Source organism: Actinoallomurus liliacearum, from assembly GCF_039542035.1.
Classification (GTDB): domain Bacteria; phylum Actinomycetota; class Actinomycetes; order Streptosporangiales; family Streptosporangiaceae; genus Actinoallomurus; species Actinoallomurus liliacearum.
On record NZ_BAABHJ010000022.1, the window covers coordinates 33,774 to 51,590 of the forward strand.

The 17,817-nt window shown below is 68.5% G+C and carries 18 protein-coding genes and 6 pseudogenes; 18 read left to right on the forward strand and 6 right to left on the reverse strand.

The window, feature by feature from the left end:
- Positions 1-710: 710 nt before the first annotated feature.
- The 9 genes and pseudogenes from ABD978_RS27520 (at position 711) to ABD978_RS27555 (ending at position 5,211) form a co-directional block, all read left to right on the forward strand.
- Positions 711-1,310 (forward strand): TetR/AcrR family transcriptional regulator, encoded by a 600-nt coding sequence (locus ABD978_RS27520; protein ID WP_345360692.1) that lies wholly within the window; start codon positions 711-713, stop codon positions 1,308-1,310.
- Between the two features lie 59 nt (positions 1,311-1,369).
- Positions 1,370-1,717: a hypothetical protein gene (locus tag ABD978_RS27525; RefSeq protein ID WP_345360695.1), complete on the forward strand. Its 348-nt coding sequence runs from the start codon at positions 1,370-1,372 to the stop codon at positions 1,715-1,717.
- Between the two features lie 46 nt (positions 1,718-1,763).
- Positions 1,764-2,618 (forward strand): NmrA family NAD(P)-binding protein, encoded by an 855-nt coding sequence (locus tag ABD978_RS27530; protein WP_345360698.1) that lies wholly within the window; start codon positions 1,764-1,766, stop codon positions 2,616-2,618.
- Positions 2,619-2,647: 29 nt separating this feature from the next.
- Positions 2,648-2,911: pseudogene (locus ABD978_RS44010) on the forward strand (alcohol dehydrogenase catalytic domain-containing protein); the annotation flags it as partial.
- Complete coding sequence (locus ABD978_RS27535; RefSeq protein ID WP_425550771.1) at positions 2,871-3,173, forward strand: zinc-binding dehydrogenase; 303 nt, start codon at positions 2,871-2,873, stop codon at positions 3,171-3,173. The pseudogene ABD978_RS44010 and the gene ABD978_RS27535, both read left to right, overlap by 41 nt.
- A gap of 407 nt (positions 3,174-3,580) precedes the next feature.
- Positions 3,581-3,700: pseudogene (locus ABD978_RS27540) on the forward strand (hypothetical protein); the annotation flags it as partial.
- A complete protein-coding gene (locus ABD978_RS27545; protein ID WP_345360991.1) occupies positions 3,642-4,022 on the forward strand; it encodes a hypothetical protein in 381 nt (126 codons plus the stop codon). The pseudogene ABD978_RS27540 and the gene ABD978_RS27545, both read left to right, overlap by 59 nt.
- Positions 3,935-4,615, forward strand: a pseudogene (locus ABD978_RS27550) (LamG domain-containing protein). Before ABD978_RS27545 ends, ABD978_RS27550 begins: the two are co-directional and overlap by 88 nt.
- 137 nt (positions 4,616-4,752) lie before the next feature.
- Positions 4,753-5,211, forward strand: a complete 459-nt coding sequence (locus tag ABD978_RS27555) for an EsaB/YukD family protein (protein ID WP_345360702.1) — start codon at positions 4,753-4,755, stop codon at positions 5,209-5,211.
- Positions 5,212-5,235: 24 nt separating this feature from the next.
- Here ABD978_RS27555 and ABD978_RS44015 read toward each other — a convergent pair.
- Positions 5,236-5,343, reverse strand: a pseudogene (locus ABD978_RS44015) (transposase); the annotation flags it as partial.
- A gap of 153 nt (positions 5,344-5,496) precedes the next feature.
- Positions 5,497-6,648, reverse strand: coding sequence for a class I SAM-dependent methyltransferase (locus tag ABD978_RS27560; RefSeq protein ID WP_345360704.1), 1,152 nt, complete (start codon positions 6,646-6,648; stop codon positions 5,497-5,499).
- A gap of 51 nt (positions 6,649-6,699) precedes the next feature.
- Here ABD978_RS27560 and ABD978_RS27565 point away from each other — a divergent pair, with 51 nt between their 5' ends.
- Entirely contained in the window at positions 6,700-7,197 is a 498-nt protein-coding gene (locus ABD978_RS27565) for an SMI1/KNR4 family protein (protein WP_345360707.1), read from the forward strand.
- 131 nt (positions 7,198-7,328) lie between these two features.
- Positions 7,329-7,658 (forward strand): Tn3 family transposase, encoded by a 330-nt coding sequence (locus tag ABD978_RS27570; protein ID WP_345360710.1) that lies wholly within the window; start codon positions 7,329-7,331, stop codon positions 7,656-7,658.
- 398 nt (positions 7,659-8,056) lie between these two features.
- Here the strand turns inward: ABD978_RS27570 and ABD978_RS27575 are convergent, their stop codons facing one another.
- Positions 8,057-8,695, reverse strand: coding sequence for a TetR/AcrR family transcriptional regulator (locus ABD978_RS27575; RefSeq protein ID WP_345360713.1), 639 nt, complete (start codon positions 8,693-8,695; stop codon positions 8,057-8,059).
- A gap of 184 nt (positions 8,696-8,879) precedes the next feature.
- On the opposite strand from ABD978_RS27575, the gene ABD978_RS27580 reads away from it, so the two are divergent.
- The 3 genes from ABD978_RS27580 to ABD978_RS27590 all read left to right on the forward strand — a co-directional run bounded on the left by ABD978_RS27580 (position 8,880) and on the right by ABD978_RS27590 (position 11,677).
- Complete coding sequence (locus tag ABD978_RS27580) at positions 8,880-9,743, forward strand: alpha/beta hydrolase family protein (protein WP_345360994.1); 864 nt, start codon at positions 8,880-8,882, stop codon at positions 9,741-9,743.
- Between the two features lie 41 nt (positions 9,744-9,784).
- A complete protein-coding gene (locus tag ABD978_RS27585; protein WP_345360716.1) occupies positions 9,785-10,636 on the forward strand; it encodes an LLM class flavin-dependent oxidoreductase in 852 nt (283 codons plus the stop codon).
- 66 nt (positions 10,637-10,702) lie between these two features.
- Positions 10,703-11,677, forward strand: coding sequence for an alpha/beta hydrolase (locus tag ABD978_RS27590; protein WP_345360719.1), 975 nt, complete (start codon positions 10,703-10,705; stop codon positions 11,675-11,677).
- Here the strand turns inward: ABD978_RS27590 and ABD978_RS27595 are convergent.
- On the reverse strand, positions 11,612-12,268 hold the full coding sequence (locus ABD978_RS27595) for a helix-turn-helix domain-containing protein (RefSeq protein ID WP_345360722.1): 657 nt from the start codon (positions 12,266-12,268) through the stop codon (positions 11,612-11,614). The two genes, ABD978_RS27590 and ABD978_RS27595, sit on opposite strands and share 66 nt — an antisense overlap.
- Positions 12,269-12,784: 516 nt before the next feature.
- On the opposite strand from ABD978_RS27595, the gene ABD978_RS27600 reads away from it, so the two are divergent.
- Complete coding sequence (locus ABD978_RS27600) at positions 12,785-12,991, forward strand: hypothetical protein (RefSeq protein WP_345360725.1); 207 nt, start codon at positions 12,785-12,787, stop codon at positions 12,989-12,991.
- Positions 12,992-12,999: 8 nt separating this feature from the next.
- Here the strand turns inward: ABD978_RS27600 and ABD978_RS27605 are convergent, their stop codons facing one another.
- Positions 13,000-13,884 (reverse strand): TIGR03620 family F420-dependent LLM class oxidoreductase, encoded by an 885-nt coding sequence (locus ABD978_RS27605; RefSeq protein ID WP_345360728.1) that lies wholly within the window; start codon positions 13,882-13,884, stop codon positions 13,000-13,002.
- Positions 13,885-14,159: 275 nt separating this feature from the next.
- Here ABD978_RS27605 and ABD978_RS27610 point away from each other — a divergent pair, with 275 nt between their 5' ends.
- From ABD978_RS27610 to ABD978_RS27620, 3 genes and pseudogenes are all read left to right on the forward strand, one after another.
- Entirely contained in the window at positions 14,160-14,303 is a 144-nt protein-coding gene (locus ABD978_RS27610; RefSeq protein ID WP_345360730.1) for a hypothetical protein, read from the forward strand.
- A 95-nt stretch (positions 14,304-14,398) separates the two neighbouring features.
- Positions 14,399-15,547, forward strand: a pseudogene (locus ABD978_RS27615) (IS3 family transposase).
- 57 nt (positions 15,548-15,604) lie between these two features.
- Positions 15,605-16,207: pseudogene (locus tag ABD978_RS27620) on the forward strand (IS5 family transposase); the annotation flags it as partial.
- A gap of 41 nt (positions 16,208-16,248) precedes the next feature.
- Here the strand turns inward: ABD978_RS27620 and ABD978_RS27625 are convergent.
- Complete coding sequence (locus ABD978_RS27625) at positions 16,249-17,403, reverse strand: glutathione-independent formaldehyde dehydrogenase (RefSeq protein ID WP_345360733.1); 1,155 nt, start codon at positions 17,401-17,403, stop codon at positions 16,249-16,251.
- Positions 17,404-17,817 lie beyond the last annotated feature (414 nt).

The window sequence follows — 17,817 nt, forward strand, 5'->3', positions numbered from 1 at the left end:
GACGTGCGCGGCGTCATCTCCCCGACCGTCCCCAAGTTCACCGACGTCGGCAACAACCTGTCGACCCGGAGCACCATCATCGCGCTGGTCTGATCGCACGGGTTCCGAGAACCTTGGACGACGGGTGTGCAGAACCCGGCTGCGGCAGTTCTCTTTTACAGGACGGAAGGCGCGAAGAGGCACGAGCATGCTGCGCACGCCCCCGTCCCCGGCATCGGCGCCTGGGATCGGTAGCGGTTCGTCGTCGACGCGTCGGCGTGCTCTTGTCCGCCGGCGGTGAACAGGCCACCGGTAACTGCAGCCACAGTGCCAGCGACCGCGCCAACACGTTAAAGATTCAGTTCCACCATGCGCCTCCCGTGCTAGCGCGGGTCCGGCGCCTGTCGGTGGTCACGCCACGGGATCTTCCATCTCCTTGCCGGTCACCCGGGTGGACTGCGTACACGACGGTTTTTACATTGGCGCCGACGGTCCTACAACGTCCCTGTTCGGGTCTCAACATCGTCACCTGAGTCGAACACCAATGGTCGTGCCGAGAGGCCTGAGCCTTTCTCTCTGTAACGAGCGGCAGCGGTGGGTGATCAACTGGCCGACTCACCAGACGCCACTGGCCGTCTTGGACCGGTGAGTGCGGGGTTCGACTGGACGCCCGCCCCTCCCTCTATTATGTTACGTGTCAGTTTCGTTTCGTTAATCGGAAGGGGTGGAGGGTGTCGGATGGGCGCAGGCCCGCGCCGGCGCGCGGCAGGCCTCGGGACGCCGCACGTGACGTCGCGATCCTTGAGGCAACGCTGCTGGTGCTGACCGAGGTCGGATACGACCAGCTGACGATCGATGCGGTCGCGGCCCGGGCCGGGGTCGGCAAGCCGACGGTCTACCGGCGCTATCCGGGCAAGGCCGCGCTGGTGGCCGCGGCGGTCGAACACCGCGCTCCGGGAACACCCCCGGCCACCCCACCGGGCGATCTGCGTGCGGCACTGCTGGTGACCGTGCAGTGGCTGGCCGACCAGATCGCCGAACAGGAGATCGGGCTGCTCGGCGCCCTGTTCACCGGCATGCGCAGCGACCCCGGCCTCGCCGCGGAGATGCGACGGATCCTTCGCCGGGACGAGGTGGCGATGACCGAGGAACCGTTCCGCAACGCCCTCGAAAGCGGTGAGCGGTTGGTGCCCGGCGCGGCCGAACTGTTCGCTGAGATCGCCCCGGCCATCATCGTGCACCGGCTCGTCGTCGCCGGGCAGTCATGCGACGACGCCTTCCTCGATCACCTCGTCGACGACATCCTCCTGCCCCTGCTACGGCGCCAGTGAACGCCGACGCACGCACTGGCGCGGGCCGAACAAGTCACAGCGCAGTAACGGAACACTCGATGACGGAGACGATCAAGATCGTGGCGGTCGAGGAGCACATCGCTCTCGACCCGGTACTGAACGCCTGGGCCGCAGCGGGCGCCGACCACACCGGCAACCTGGCGGCGACGGCCCGCCTGCAACGGCCCCTGATCGACTACTACCCCTACACCTTCGGCACTCGCCCCGGCGGCTACCGCATGCTCGACACCAGCGACGGCGTCGGGCGGTCGTTCCTGGAGAACGCGCCGTTCACTCATGAGGACAAGGTCGCCATCGGCTCCGGGAACTGGGAACGCCTCACCCGCCGGAGGCCGACTGGCGAACCACCGGTGATGCCCAGCGTCCACCACCGACCCGACGCCTGAGCACACGGCCCGGCACGAAGCACCCACTTAGGAAAGAGACCTGATCATGATCGTGGTTACCGGTGCCACCGGTGCGCTCAACGGGGCCACCGCTGACCATCTCCTCCAGCGGGTTCCGGCTGGCGACCTCGCTGTCGTCACCCGCGACGTGGCCAAAGCCGCACGGTTCGCGGACCTCGGGGTCGAGGTCCGCCAGGGGGACTACGCACGACCGGCCACGTTGCCCGACGCCTTCCGCGGTGCCGACAAGCTTCTCCTGGTCTCGTCCAACGACCCGAACGCTGACGCTGTCAGCCTGCACCGCGCGGCGATCGAGGCAGCCGTCGAGGTCGGTGTCGGCCGCATCTTCTACACCAGCCACCAAGGTGCGGGGGCCGACAGCCCCATGGTGACCTCCCGCGGGCACGCCGCAACCGAGCAGGTCCTCGCCGAGTCGGGGGTCGCGTGGACGGCGCTGCGCAACGGCTTCTACGCCCACAGCCTGAAGTGGCTGGCGGGGCCGTGGCGTGAGACCGGTGTGATCACCGTTCCCGCCGACGGGCCGATCTCGTGGACCGCACGAGAGGACGCCGCGGAAGCTGCCGCCATCATCCTCACCTCGGATCGCACCTTCGACGGCCCGACGGTCCTGACCGCCGGCGCCGCGCCGACGTTCCACGACATCGCGGCCATCGCCTCGGACCTCAGCGGGAGGAAGATCGACTACGACGTCGTCGACCCGGAGGAATGGGTCGCGGCGCAGGTCCAGCAGGGCAACACCGAGTTCATGGCACGCCTGCTTCTGAGCATGTACCAGGCCGCGGAGAAAGGCTACTTCTCCGAGGTCGACCCCCTGCTCGGCCAACTCCTCGCCCGCGAGCCACGAAGCGCACGGGATGCGCTGGCGCAACCGGCCGCCTGACGAGCGGGACGCACAGGAAAGGACCTGCTATGCGCGTAGTCCGGTACGACCGTTTCGGCGGTATCGAGCAGCTGTGGATCGACGAGGTGCCCACCCCCGAGGCGGCACCAGGTCATGCAGTGGTGCGGGTTCAGGCGTCGTGCATCAACCCCGGCTCCTTGTCCGCACTACACGGATCGCCGTACGTACCTATCCGCGACCTGGCCGGCACGGTCACAGCCGTCGGGGCGGACGTGCACGACGTCAAGGTCGGTGACGACGTGCTCGGCTGGTCGCAAGACTGGTCGGCACACGCGGAGTTCGTCGCCGTACGGCAGAGAGCGCATCAACACCGTGGTCGATTACCAGGCCGCCGAGGAGAAGGGTGTCAAGGCGCTGGGCACGAGAAACGCCGGCGGTGCTCCGGCTCTGCGGAGGCTGGCCGATCTCGCCGCCTCAGGCGAACTGGTCGTACCGATCGCTGCCACCTACCCACTCGCCGAGGTAAAAGCCGCCTATCACGCACTCGCCGAGACCCGGCCCTTCGGGCGGATCGTCCTGCACCCGCAGGCGTAGACGCTGCCGCTTGTGGCCACGGATGCGACCCCCGAGGCCGACGACACATCTGCAGGAGACTCACGAGGACACCTCGCTCTCGCCGCGTCAACCGGACGATCTGCTCGTACTGGTCACCTTCCTCGGCATCATCGTCGCCGCCATGGCTGGCACCGACATCGAGGGCGGCGCGGGGCTGGCCGCGGTGGGCACGGTGGCGGTGATGGGCCGAAGCGGCCTCGCGCTCCGGCGGCATCACCAGCATTCGGGCGTCATAGTCAGCGGTGCGCTTGCGGCCGCATCGCGACCGCCGCCGGCACCGCCGTCATCTGCGGCACCCAGTTCGCCCTGGCAGCCACCACCCGCACCCTCACCACCCGCAGCACGTCGGCTCGGCAACGGGCCTGTGACGCCACCGCTAACTGACCGTGTCCCCCAACTCCTCCAGGACGCCCAGCGCGGCGACGTCCGTCGAGGAGCTGCGGGACCGTGGCGGGGAGTTCGCCGACGACCAGACCCCGCCACCGGACGAAACCACCCGCGGCCGACTCCTGCGGACGATGGCCGGCGACGCCATGCGCGCCGCCCCGGAGAACCACTTCGGCGTACGAACTGGCCTTCCAGAACTGCCACCGCGTCGCCGTCTTCGGGCCCGGCGCCGACCGCGCGTACCGGCAGTTCATCGTGACCATCAGGCACCAGAACAGGTCCGCCCCGGCCCATCGCCGCCTCGGCCATGGCGCACGCCCGCGCCGACGCTCGGCGGCGAAGTGGCCGAGGCCGTGCTCACGCACCCGGCTGGCCCGGCCGCAGGCCGAGTTGGAGACGGCCCGGCAGGCTCCGGCCGAGCTGTCCGACCAACCCGAATGAGCACCGGGCCGTGTCTCACTCCGGGTAGTTCCCGGCCGCCAGGTCGTCGAGCAGGCTCGGGTGGGTCGGCCGCCAGCCGAACTTCTTCCGGGTCAGCTCGCTGGAGGCCGGCTGGTCGAGGGCGTAGACGGCACCGACGGGGGCTGACCACCGCCGGCCCGGTGCTCGGCACCGGAGCGGGCCAGAGCTTCACCGTGTCGGCATGGGTCTGCCTGACCAGCACCGCCCACTTCGCCACCGCGGTCAGCCAGGACGGCAGTACGTGGAGCGTCTTCTACCTCCAGTACGCGAAGACCGGCAACCGGTGGGCGTTCTCCCGCAACACCCGCGCGCTGTCGTCGGCCGCTCCACGGCTGCGGACCTGGACCCATCTGGTCGGGGTGTACGACGCCGACGGCGGGTAGGTGACGCTTTACGTCAACGGAGTGCGGCAGAGCACCACACGCGACACCTCCCCGGTCTCCTCCACCGGCGACCTGGCGATCGGCCGAGCCAAGGCCAACGGCAGGGACGCCGACTGGTTCCCGGGACAGATCAACGACGTCAAGGTCTTCAGGACGGCGCTCACCGCAGCCCAGATCCGCGAGATCTAGGTCGAAACGCCGGCGGGGCATGGTCGGACAGACCCCGCGGAGCTCGCGGGGACACCGGAACGGGGTACTGGAGGCCGCAAGTCCCCCGTCGGAAGAATGGCCTGGTCCGATCGAGAATTTCAAGGGACACGTCTTCCGTGGATGAGCACTGCCGGATCACCGTTGTGGGTGAGCGACTCCAGGTCGACCTCGCGGTACCCGCCGACGCGCCGATCACTAGCTACGTCAACACTCTGGCCGAGTTGTGCGCCCAGCCAGAGGCCGACGTCATGCCGGCCGCCTGGTCGCTGGCCCTGCCCACCGGCGAGCCGTACTCGCCCGAGCGCTCGCTGAACCAACTGGGCATCGTCGACGGCCACCTTGTGCACGGTGCCGGTCTGGGCGGCGACTCGGTCCAGCAGGGCGATCCCGACGCTGTTCTCATGCGCCGAGGCCGCCAGCATCACCACCGCGACGACCAGGCCCAGCAGGTCCACGGCCAGGCGCTTACGCCCGGGCACTTTCTTGCCCACGTCCCTGCCCGTCGTGTCCGAGGGCACCCCGGCCGCCGCGTGCACGCTCTGGGTGTCCAGGACTACCAGGCTCGGATCGGCTAATCGCCCCCGCTTTTCCCGCGTCTGTCAGCGCAACAGGTCGTGGATCGTCTGGTCGGTGCCATCATCGCGCCACTTGGCGAAGTAGTAGTACACCGCGCTGCGACGTGGCAGGTCGTGCGGCAGAAAATCCCACTGGCAGCCGGAAACGCCACCCCGAGGTCTCCGAAGCCCTCATCGGCTGGGCAGCCATCAGCGGCATGCCGCGCCGGATCACCCGCAGACAACCTGACCGACGTCAACTCCGCCGCATCTTCACCTGAACCTGAACCACACCTCACCGCTCATTCAACGGCGTCCCCAGATGAGCCGGCAGACGTACGGCAAAGCGTACGACCCGTCGGAGCGCTGATATTCGCCGAGGAGGCGACCGAAGCGCTCCCGCACCGCATCCAACGCGTCGGCGTCGAGGGTTGAAAAGACCTGTTGGAACAGGCCTGGGCCCGTAGTGAACTCCCACATGCTGGCCTCGTCGGGAAAGGTCACGGTCCATGGGAAGAAGTCGCTGTCCACCTGTGACAAGCCCGCATCTGTCAACCACCGCTCTCGCCGGCCGGGCATGGCGAACTGTTCTAGATCGGTGAGCAGCGCGGCCAGCCCTGACGGCAGGCGTTCCTCCAAGGCTGAGGCGGTGGCGTACGCGAGTATGTTCTTGTTCAGCGAATCCCAGACGGCGACGCTGAGCAGGCCGTCCGTGCGCAACACTCGCACCGCCTCGCGGGCCGAAGCTACAGGGTCGGCGAATGACAACAGTCCGAACCTGGACACCACGGCGTCTACTTGCGCGTCAGGCAATTCCAGTCGCTGAGCGTCCATGATCTCGAACCGGGCGCCGGACAGGCCCTCTGATGCGGCCTTTCGGCGGGCAACTTCCACCATCATCCCGGCGGCATCGACGCCGAGTAGCTGCCGATCAACTGCCTGACGCATCAACGTCAGGCCCGGTTCCCCCGTGCCGCACGCGATATCGAGCAGCGAGGCGTCCAATGCCAAACCCGGTAGATGGGAGACGATCGCGGCGGTCACCGGCTCAAGGAATGCCAAGCCCTGCTCCATGGCGGTGGCCAACTCATCAAAATCAACGGATGTCAAAGAAATTTCCTCCCGAGGCGTCCTAGCCAGCCAGCAATTGGCGCCAGTGAACGATGGGGCGGCAGCGGGCGAGGTCGTCGGCGGAGTCCTGGTGGCAGAAATCCCCCGCGCCGCCTCCCAGTACCAGCGCACGGCGGAGGCGCCGGTGCCGGTGAACCAGTACAGGGCGATGCTGTCCAGTTGCTGGGCCACGCTGACCCTACCGCCCGCCTCTGGTCGCGTGTCCGAAAAGGCGACCAGTGCCTCGCTCGGCCTTGAGCGCGTTCTGTCCCGTCTCGTCGAACCCGAGGCAGTCTCGTCGGTCATGAGGCATTCGCCGGTTTGTCGCACGTAGTCCGACGTCGTCACGAGACCTCCCTTACGATCGGCGTGCACCGCCATCACGAATGGAGTACGCGCATGTCCCCGCCGGTGACCGTCCCCGAATGGCGTGATTTCTTGACCGGTCCCGGCACCCGATGGCCCGGCACGCAGCCTGCGAGCGAGGACGCGGTCCGCGCCGCCGAGCAGCGGCTCGGCGTCCCGCTGCCGCCCAGCTACCGGAACTTCCTGCTGGTCAGCGACGGCTGGGCCAAGATGCCGACCAACGCGGGCACGTTGCGAAGGGTCGAGGCGATCGGCTGGTACCCGGAGGCGGACCCCGAGATGTGGACCGCATGGTTCGGGGACATGGACTTCCCCGAATTGGAGTCCGAGCTCAGACGGTGCGTACTGATCTCCACCGACACCAACCAAGGCGACGTCTGGGTGCTCAGCGCGGACCACATCGGCGCGGACGGCGAGTGGCGGGCCTACGAGTGGTGGCCGGGTGACGGCGGCGACCTGTTGCCCCACGACAGCTTCGGCGCGCTGCTGCTCAGCGCACGCGACAAGTGGCTGGCCGAGGCGGAGGCCTGACGCTCACGACCCGCGGTCCTCGGCGGCGTACCCGCCGAGGATCTGGTCGGCGCCCCCGAACAGCAGACCCCCTCCGAGGCCGCGTCCGGCTTGTCGGATGGTTCAAATGCGAGCACGAGCCCAGCCGGGACGTGGACGAGACGCTTCACCACTTCGCCAGAGCAGACGGCGGCGTACGCCCGGAGGTGATCATCACCGACACCGCCTCCTGCACCGACATCGTGTTCGGTCTGCTGCCGCTGCTGGGGTTCTCCTACCGGCCGCAGCCGGCCGACCTGCCGGATCAGAAGCTGTGGGGCATCAACGCCTGCGCCGCCTACGCGCCGCTCAACAGGGCCGCGCGCGGCAAGCTCGACTTCGGGGCATCCCGCCAGCACTGGGGCGACATCCTGCGGATCGTTACCTCGGTCCATACCGGTGCCGTCCCCGTGCACGGAGGAACCTCCAGGAGTTGGTCGTGACGGGGCCCGCAGCAGCGGCCGTGCGGCCAAGGGGATGGTTAGAGAGGGAATCCGACTCTGGTGAACTGCTCGGAGAGGTCTCACAGGCGGCGTGCGAGGTCCGTCGGGTCCAGGCCGCGCAAGCCGACGCGCTGATCACCGACGCGGTCAGGCTTTTCACCCCCGGCCGTCATCCCTGACGTCGACTCCTGCACGGCGACGTTCGGCGAACCATCCGCGAGGCCGCACGGGAAGGAACCCTGGGCGGCGGGCGCCTCGCCGCGCGGCAGACCCCAGCCGAATAGCCCCCGCAGGAATCCGATCGGGCCCCGATGCGGGCCGGGATGGCCGGCGGCAAGGCGGCTCGGTTGCTGCGCGACGTGGAAGACAGGACTGCGGTTCCGCAGCCGCGAAGTCGCTCAGGACCCTGTACGCGCCCTGGGCTCGTCACCATCGGTCGACGCAGGGGCGCCGTGCGCGAGGCCCGCGAGGAGTACGTCGACCATGTGGCGGGCGCGGTAGCCGGGGAAGGTCCCGGCGCCGATGCACAGGTTGCCGATCGCGATCATCAGGTCAAGGGGGCGTACGTCCGCACGGATCTGGCCGGCGTCGACCGACGCCTGCAGCAGCTGACCGAGCACCGGGACCAGGCGGTCGACGAACTCGGCGTGCAGGCTCTCGAACCCCGCCTGGTCCGAATGCAGCGCCTCGGCCAGGCCGTGCTTGGTCACCAGGAAGTCCGTGAACCGGGCCACCCATGACCGCAGGACGTCGTAAGGGGTCTCGGCGTCCTCGCCGGAGGCGCCGGTCGGAGTGGCGGCGAGCGCGTCGACCTGGTGGCGGAAGACCGCGACCACCAGGTCGGGCCGGGTGGGGAAGTGCCGGTAGACGGTGCCCATGCCGACGCCCGCCTCGGCGGCGATGTCCCGCACCGGAGCGTCGACCCCAGCGCGGGCGAAGACGGCCGCGGCCGCGTCGAGCAGGGTCTGCGCGTTCCGGCGCGCGTCGGACCGCTTGCGCCGATCGCCCCCGGCCTGCGACGTGTCAGCCGATGACATTGCGGGCACCTCCAGGCTTGCCAAGCGGAGCGATGCTCCGTATATTCGAACCGGAGCGACGCTCCGGAACTGATTGTGCTAGCTCGCCGCAATTATCCCTCCCACCAGCGAGGCCCCCGATGAGTGACATCGCATCATCCCTGCCACCGCCGACCCGACCGCGCCGGTCGTCTCGGTCGCACCGATCAGGCTCGCGGCCCCCGACCGCGGCCAGGACCTGCTGGTACGGGTCTCGGCGCCGACCACCGGCCGCAACCTGCCGGTCGTCGTCTTCTCCCACGGCATGACCTTGACCATGGACGACTATGAACCGTTGGCCGGCTTCTGGGCCTCCCACGGGTTCGTCGTCATCCAGCCAACCCACCTCGACTCCCTCGGACTCACCCCCGACGACCCGCGCACCCCGCACATCTGGCGCATACGGACCGACGACCTCACCCGCGTCCTCGACCAACTCGACGCCGTGAAAGCCGCCGTGCCCGGACTGGCCGGACGCGTCGACCGCGACCGCATCACAGCCGCCGGGCACTCCTGGGGCGCACAGACCGCCAGCACACTCGTGGGCGCCCGGGTGGTCGACGCCGACGGCACACCCGGTGAGAGCATGGCCGACCCGCGCGTCAAGGCTGCGGTGCTGCTCTGCATCCCCGGGACCCGCGGCGACGATCTGAGCCCGATGGCCGCCCAGTACTTCCCGTTCATGAGCCCCGATTTCGCCGAGCTGAAGACGCCGAGCCTGATCGTCGCCGGGGACCACGACGACTCCCCGCTGACGGTCCGAGGCGCCGATTGGTTCACCGACGGTTACCGCCTGAGCCCGGGCGCCACCGACCTGCTGACCCTCTTCGGCGCGGAGCACGGGCTCGGCGGCATCCAGGGCCGGCACGACACGCGGACCACCGACGAAAGCCCCGAGCGCGTCGCGGTGGTCCAGCAGGCCACCCTTGCGTATCTGCGTACGCCGGGCCTCGATGACGACGCGTGGTCCACCGTCCGCGACTCCCTGACCATGACCAGCAACCCGTTGGGAAGGTTCGACTCGAAGTGACCGGCCTCCTCACGTCGGCCCGCGGACCCAGCTTCGGAATCATGACCGCCCCATCCCAGGTCGCCTACCAAGACGTTCTGCGGGTCTGGCGTGAGGCTGACCGGATTCCGCAGATCGAGCACGCCTGGCTGTTCGACCACCTCATGCCGCTCGGCGGCGACCCGAACGGGCCTACCTTCGAGGGCTGGACTTTGCTGTCCGCTCTCGCAGCCCAAACCGAGCGACTGCGTCTGGGGGTGATGGTCACAAGCAATAGGTTCCGCCCACCGGCCATGCTGGCCAAAATCGCCGCCACCGTCGATGTCGTCTCCGGCGGCCGGCTCGAGTTCGGCATCGGCGCAGGTTCTCGGCCCGACGTGACGCAGGCCCGCCGTGAGTACGAAGCGCACGGGCTCCCCTTCCACGATGCCGCCCATGCTGTCGAGAGCCTCGCCGAGGCGTGCACGATAGTCCGCAGACTGTGGACCGAAACCGAGCCGTTCGACTTCAAGGGCGATCATCATCGGCTGACAGGGGCGTTCTGCAGTCCCAAACCCGTGCAGCGGCCCCACCCGCCGATCGTCATCGGCGGCCAGGCCACCCCGACGCTACGCGTGGTCGCCGAGCATGCGGACCGATGGAACATGCCCGGCGGCAGCACCGACGTTGCGATCGCGCGCAACACCAAGCTGGACCAGTTGTGCGCCGAGATCGGCCGGGATCCGGCCGAGATCACCCGATCCATCGTCCTGTCGGCCTCCTACGACCGGCCTGACGATACCCGCCACGCGATCCGCGCGGCCCTCGACAGCGGGTTCAGCCACATCGTGCTCGGACTGGGCGCCCCTTACCCGACCAAGGTCGCACGCTGGGTCGCCGACACCTTCATCGCCCCCTTCGCCGACAAGAACTAACCCAACAGGCCGCCGCCTACAGCCACACGGCGGCGGCATCACCGCCCCTGAACTGAGGAACCACTGATGCCCAGGACACACCCACCGCTCGACCCGGAGCTCGCCGCAGTGCTGACGGTCGTACACGAACATCTGTCACCGACCATCACCGCCGGAGACATCAAGGAACTGCGAGCCAACCCCATGTTCGCGGTCGCGGACGCGGACCTGACGCGCGACGGGACCGTCGAACTCCAGGACATCTCCATACCGGGTCCGCCGGGCGCCCCCGAGGTCTCGCTGCTCGTCCTCAGGCCCGTGGGCCTGGCGGCAGGAGCGCCCGTCTTCTACTACATGCACGGCGGCGGCATGATCATCGGCAACAATCGCACCGGAGTCGGCGGCGCGCTCGACTGGGCGGTCGACAACGGGGCCGTCGTGGTGTCGGTGGAGTACCGCCTGGCGCCGGAACATCCCGACCCGGCTCCGATCGAGGACTGCTACGCCGGCCTGTTGTGGACCCACGAACACGCCGCGGAGATCGGCGGCGACCCGAACCGAATCGTCGTCACAGGGGCGAGCGCAGGCGGAGGGCTCGCGGCCGGCGTGGCACTGCTCGCACGCGATCGCGGCGGTCCGCGGCTGCTCGGTCAAGTCCTCATGTGCCCGATGCTCGACGACCGTTTCGTCACGCCGAGCAGCCGGGAACTCGATGGCGAGGGCGTCTGGGACGCCACCAGCAATGCGACCGGGTGGACCGCGTTGCTCGGCGAAAGCAGAGGTGGCAGCGACGTCAGCATCTACGCGGCGCCGGCGAGAGCGACCGACCTGACCGGCTTGCCCACCTCATTCGTCGATGTCGGCTCTGTCGAGACCTTCCGCGACGAGGCCATCGACTACGCCACTCGGCTGCTGCAGGCCGGCGTTCAGTCCGAGCTGCACGTCTGGCCAGGCGGCTTCCACGGATTCGACGGTATGGCCCCACAGGCTTCGCTGTCACAGACCGCGTCCGCGACCCGAGCCGCCTGGATCCGACGGCTCCTGCTCCTGCCCGCGGGCTGACATCAGGATCCTTGTAACCCTGTTGACCGGCTCGCTGTAGCGAGACGCTCGGCCGGACATCCCGGTCGAGCGTCTCACGCGGGCGGCTGACGCCGCAGGACATGCGGGGTGGTGCATCGCCTTGCCCTGCTCTTCGAGTGCCGGTGCCCGAGGCCGCCGTCTTGGCCGACCACGTCTCTCACAGGCGATCGCAGGAGGCCCCTGCCGCTCCGCCGAACGGGCGACGTCAGTGGGTGAAGGTGTGCCGGTAGGCGGTGGGGTGGTGCCCAGTGCGCGCCGGAAGTGCAGCCGTAGGTTGGCGGCCGTGCCCAGCCCGCAGTCCTGCGCCACCCGGTCCACCGAGTGGTCCGTGGTCTCCAGCAGTTCCCGCGCTCTGCCGAGACGGGCGCCCAGCAACCACTGCAATGGGGTCGTGCCCGTCTCTTCGGTGAACCGGCGCATGAACGTACGCTGCGAGATGCCCGCGTGCCGGGCGAGCACGCGCAGGGTGAGCGGCTCGCCGAGCCGGTGCAGGGCCCATTCGCGGGTCTCGGCGAGCGACGCTTCGCCGGCCTCCGCGACCGGAGCCGGCACGTACTGGGCCTTGTGCATGCCGAAAACCTCATCCACGCAGGTCAAGCGGCATGCTCGTACTCGTTGATGATTCCGCCCAGACGCTGGTGTCTGCGCACGTCCAAGCGGGCGATTCGCTCAGGGTCGGCGATCGGTGGAGGCAGCGGATGGAGCGGGCGGGCGTTCGCGATGCCCCACCCGCCGCCCCGCGAGCGAACCGGCAGGGGATGACACACACGCCGTCCGAGGTCGGCAGGCGACCACCCGACACATCCAGGACTCCGGGCGCAACCGAACATCCCCGTTCCCGCCAGGTCGCCCCCGGGGCCCACACCACCGCAGGCTTCGGCGATCACAGCCACAGCCCGACGCTCCGACAGCGCCGTTACGGCCATGTGACGGAGCTCCAGTTCGAGGTGCAGTACTAAGGCCTGTTCGAAGTTCGGATCACGGGAGGGCTGGCAGGCTCGTAGCCAGATGGCCAATTGGCGCGGATGCCGGTGGCGGCGAGGTCACCGAAGTCGACGCCGGTGAAGGGGGCTGCGCAACTCGCTATTGCTCTTCTCGGGCCTGCACACGGGTCACGCGCCGTACAGCTACGCGGGCTGGTTCGGCACCGCCGTAGCGGCGGCCGGCAACATGGTGGGCGGCATCCTTCTGGTCACCACCGTGCGGCTGGGTCAGGTCCCGCACAAGCTCGCCGCACACCGCGCCGCCCTGGCACCTGACGTCGTCGGCACGCCCGAAGATCACCCCACGTAGACGAGCGGTCACGCGGTCAGGACGGGAGCAAGGGAGCGCAGGTGATCGACCTGCTGGGCGAAGGTCTCGGCGATCGGCTGGATGCAGACGTGATCGGCGCCGGCCTCGTGATGGGCGCGGACGCGTTCGGCGATGGCGTCCGGATCCCCCCAGCACACCACGGCGTCGATGAGCGCGTCGCTGCCGCCGTTCGCGAAGTCGGAGTCGGAGAAACCCAGCTCGCGCAGGTTGTTGAGGTAGTTGGGCAGCGCGAGGTAGAAGGCCGCGTACTCGCGCGCGGCGGCGCGCGCCCGTTCGGGGTCGGTCTCGAGCACGATCGCCTGCTCCGGCGCGAGGATCGGCTCGGAGCCGAGGACCTCGCGGGCCCGCGCGGTGTGCTCGGGAGGAACGAAGTAGGTGTGCGCGCCCTGGGCGCGCGTCGCGGCGAGTTCGAGCATGGCGCGACGGAGCGCGGCCAGCAGTCTCGGGGGCCGCTCGGGCAGGGGCGGCCCGAACTCGGTGGCGTCCATGGCGTCGAGGTAGGTACGCATGGTCGCCACCGGCTTGCCGTAGTCGTGGCCCCGCGGCTTGACCAGCGGGGCGTGGCTCACCCCGAGGCCCATCGTGAAGCGTCCCGGCCACGCGTCGGCCAGGGTGTTGGCGCCATTGGCGGCCGCGACCGCGTCCCGGCCGAAGATGTTGGCGATCCCGGTGGCGACGTTCAGCCGCTCGGTGCCGCAGAGCAGGACCGCCGCGTGGGTGAAGGACTCTCTGGTGTTCGGCCCCTCGCCGAACCAGTAGGTGGAATATCCCAGCTCCTCGATCGCCGCCGCCCCGCGCAGTTCCTCCTCGGCGCGCACCTCGGAGATGGTGGTCATGAACCAGACGCCGAGCCGGCCGAGACGTTCCTTCACGGCGGAAAGGTCCGCCGGCGGTGGCGGTGTGCGCTCGGCCATCTGCCGCTCCAGCTCCCCATCGGTTCAACCAGGATCAGTGTTCTTCAGACATACCCGTCCTGGCAGGTCAGGGCGGGTCCCGTGCGGCAAAGAACTTTGGAGGGGAACTTTGTGTCGGCTGAGGTCACGGGCTCCGCCGGCCTTCATTGCGGAGGTTACGCGGGCGACCGGACCTACGCCCGGGAGTTCGGGGACGACTACAGCCTTCCCTCTCAAGGGATGCCATCTGCGAAGTGCAGCCGAACAACAAGAAGACGGGCAACGTCGCGGACCTGATGTTCAGCCGATATCAGCGACTGCTTAAAAAGGACGAGAACGGGAGTGCACTGGGCTGGAAAGGTATCGACCGTACAGCCTTCCTGCACGACCTCGATTGAATCGCCCCGGGGTTCGGTGGAGGCTCTGATGTTCCCCGGGTTTGGTGGAGTCGTGTTGGTTGACTTTCATGCCTCGTCCCCCAGAGAGGCCGTGCATGCCCAGGAGCTATCCCTCCGAGTTCCGTCGTAAGGTCCTGGACCTGTTGAAGGCCGGTCGGACCGTGCAGCAGGTGGCCGTAGACCTGCAGATCAGTGACCAGACCATTTACAACTGGCGCCGCCAGGACCGGATCGATGCCGGTCTTGAAGCCGGTGTGACCTCCTCAGATCACGCCGAGCTGGTCGCGGCCCGTCGCCGGATCGCCGAACTGGAGACCGAGCTGGCCGTCACCCGCCGGGCGATCGAGCTGGTGAGAGAGGCGGTGCCCCCAAAAGGCGGTTCGAAGCCATCGAGGTGATGGCCGCCGAAGGCCTGCCGATTCAGACCTGCTGCCGGGTGCTGAACGTGTCTGAATCCGGGTTCTTTGCCTGGCGGACCCGCGCACCTTCGGCACGTGCGCTGCGGCACGCCTGGTTGCTCGAGCAGATCCGGCAGGCGCACGCGGCCTCAAGCGGCGTCTACGGCGGTCGGCGTGTCCACGCCGAGCTGACCCTCGGCCGCGGCATCGCCGTCGGCCACGGCCAGATCGAGCTGCTGATGCACCGGGCCGGCATCAAAGGTCTGCCCGGGCACAAGCGCCGCCGTCCGGTCCACCAGACGCCGACGGCAGCCGACCTGGTCGACCGCAAGTTCGCCCGCGAGCGCCCGGACCAGCTGTGGGTCACCGATATCACCGAACACCCCACCCGTGAGGGCAAGGTGTACTGCTGCGTGGTGCTGGACACCTACTCCCGCCGCGTGGTCGGCTGGTCGATCGACTCGTCCCAGACCTCGACCTTGGTGACCAACGCCCTGGGCATGGCGATCCACAACCGCCGCCCCGCCGCAGGAGCAGTCATCCATTCCGATCACGGGGGTGCAGTTCACTTCCTGGGCCTTTACCCGCCGCGCCCAAGAGTCCGGGCTGGTGGCATCGATGGGCTCGATCGGTGACTGCTTCGACAACGCCGTGATCGAGTCGTTCTGGGGCCGGATGCAGACCGAGCTACTGAACCGGCGTCGATGGAAGACCCGCATCGAACTGGCGAACGCGATCTTCGAGTACTTGGAGATCTTCCACAACCGCCAGCGTCGCCACAGCGCCCTGGGGATGCTCACCCCGATCGAATACGAGATGCTCTCCCCGAACACCCACCCGGCATGAAAGCCAACCAACACGACTCTACAAAAGCCGGGGCACATCAATGAGCTGGACCGGGAAGTGTCGGTGGACTCCAGCATTGTGCGTGCTCATCAGCACGCCGCCGGAGCCCGGCGCCGGCCCGCCGGCCACACAGGGGGCGAAACACCGCGCCGGGCACACCGAGCCAGTTGATCATGCTATCGGCCGGTCCGGGGGCGGGCCCACCACCAAGATCCATCTGGCCTGTGACGGGCACGGGCGGCCGCTGTGGTCGTGCTGAGTGGCGGGAACGTCAACGACTGCACCATGTTCGAGCAGGTGATGGCCGGGATCTGCACCCCCCGCCATCCACAGGTCCGCCCCGGCCGGCCCTGGCGACGCCCCGAGCGGATGATCGCCGACAAGGGCTACAGCTCCCGCGCGATCCGCGCCTGGCTGCGCCGGCGCGGCATCGCCGCCACCATCCCCGAACGACGTGACCAACGGGACGGCCGCCTGCGCCGCGGCTCGGCCGGCGGCCGCCCACCCGCCTTCGGCCCTCACATCTACCGGCGCCGCGACGTCGTCGAACGCTGCTTCAACCGCCTCAAGCAATACCGCGCCATCGCCACCCGCTACGACAAGACCGTACTGTCCTACCAGGGCATGATCGACCTGGCCACCCTGCTCATGTGGCTTTGAGGACAGGCCCTAGCCCGGCGGTCGATGACATGGCGGGCGACTCAGCGCGGCTGCCCGTTCGGATGCAGAACGACCTTCGTCCAGCCGGGGTCCCGGTGGTCGAAGTGCTCATAGCCCTCCGGCGCCTCCCCCAGCGGGAGCTCGTGCGAGACGACCCACGACGGCCGGGCCCGGCCCGTACGAATGAGGCGCATGAGTTCGCGGTTGTAGGCCTTGACGTTGCACTGGCCGTTTCCGATGCTCTGGCCCTTGAACCAGAACAGGCCATAGTCGAAGGCGACCTCGCCCTCCTTGTAGAGCGGGTCGGGACTCTTCGGGTCCTGCGGCACGTACACGCCGACGACGCCGATGGAGCCGGCGAAGCGTACGGACCTGACCAGGTTGTTCAGCGTCATGTTCGGGTGCTCGTGTCCCTCCGGGTCATGGGCCTGGTAGCCGACGCACTCGCAGCCACGGTCGGCGCCCATGCCTTCGGTCTGGTCCATGATCGCCTCGACGGGCGCCACCTTCGAGTCGTCGATCGGAATGGCGCCGATCTCCTCGGCGAGCTTGAGCCGGTCCGGATGCCGGTCGACGACGAAGACCTTGCTCGCGCTCTTGAGCGTCGATGAAAGGGCCGCCATCAGGCCGACCGGCCCGGCGCCGTAGATGGCGACCGTCTCGCCGGCCCGTACGCGGGCGAGCTCGGTGGCGTGCCAGCCCGTCGGGAAGATGTCGGCCAGCATGACGTAGTCCGTCTGCCGCTCCTCCGCCTCCGGCGGCAGGATGAGGCAGTTGAAGTCGGCGTAGGGAACGCGGAGCAGTTCGGCCTGGCCGCCGTTGTAGGGCCCCATGTCCGCGAAGCCGTACGCGGCGCCCGCTATGTTCGGATCCGGGTTCGCGATGAGGCAGAAGGCGGTGAGCCCCTTCTCACAGTTCTCGCAGAAACCACAGCTGACGTTGAAGGGCATGCACACCAGATCGCCGACCTTGACCCGGTCGACGGCCTCGCCGACCTCCACCACCTCACCGAGGTTCTCGTGGCCGAGCACGCGACCGGTCTCCAGGTCCGTACGCCCCTCGTACATGTGCAGGTCCGAACCGCAGATGTTGGTCGTGGTGATCCTCACCAGCGCGTCTGTGGGCCGTTCGATCCTCGCGTCCGGCACCTCCTCGACCCCGACCGTACGCGGTCCCTCGTAGACAACGGCTCTCATGGCGAATACCTCGATCTAGTCGATCAATGGAATATCGGCCGCCAAGTAATGTCGCCGACTGTCGGCGACTCCCGACAATCACCCAACGCCTGCCGGAAATAGGGATATCCGCAGGCCGGTGCCCCTATTTCGAGTTTCCCACCTCTCGTACCGGTGTCAATGTAGACGAGAAAGCTTTACTCTCCGGCGTGGCTCCGCTGATCGGTTCGCGCCTCGGCGGCGAACCCGTGGGCGGCTGCGTGCGCCATGCCTACCGCGATGAGCAGGAGCATGGCCAGGAGGAAGGCGTACGTCGGGATCGCGAACAGATTTTCCCCCTGGCGAACGCCGCGGAGGTTCCCCGCGAGCGAAACGGCGTTCCGAGGTTGTCGCCGGCCAGGACAAATTGGATCAAAGCGCCAAATCTCGCTGGAA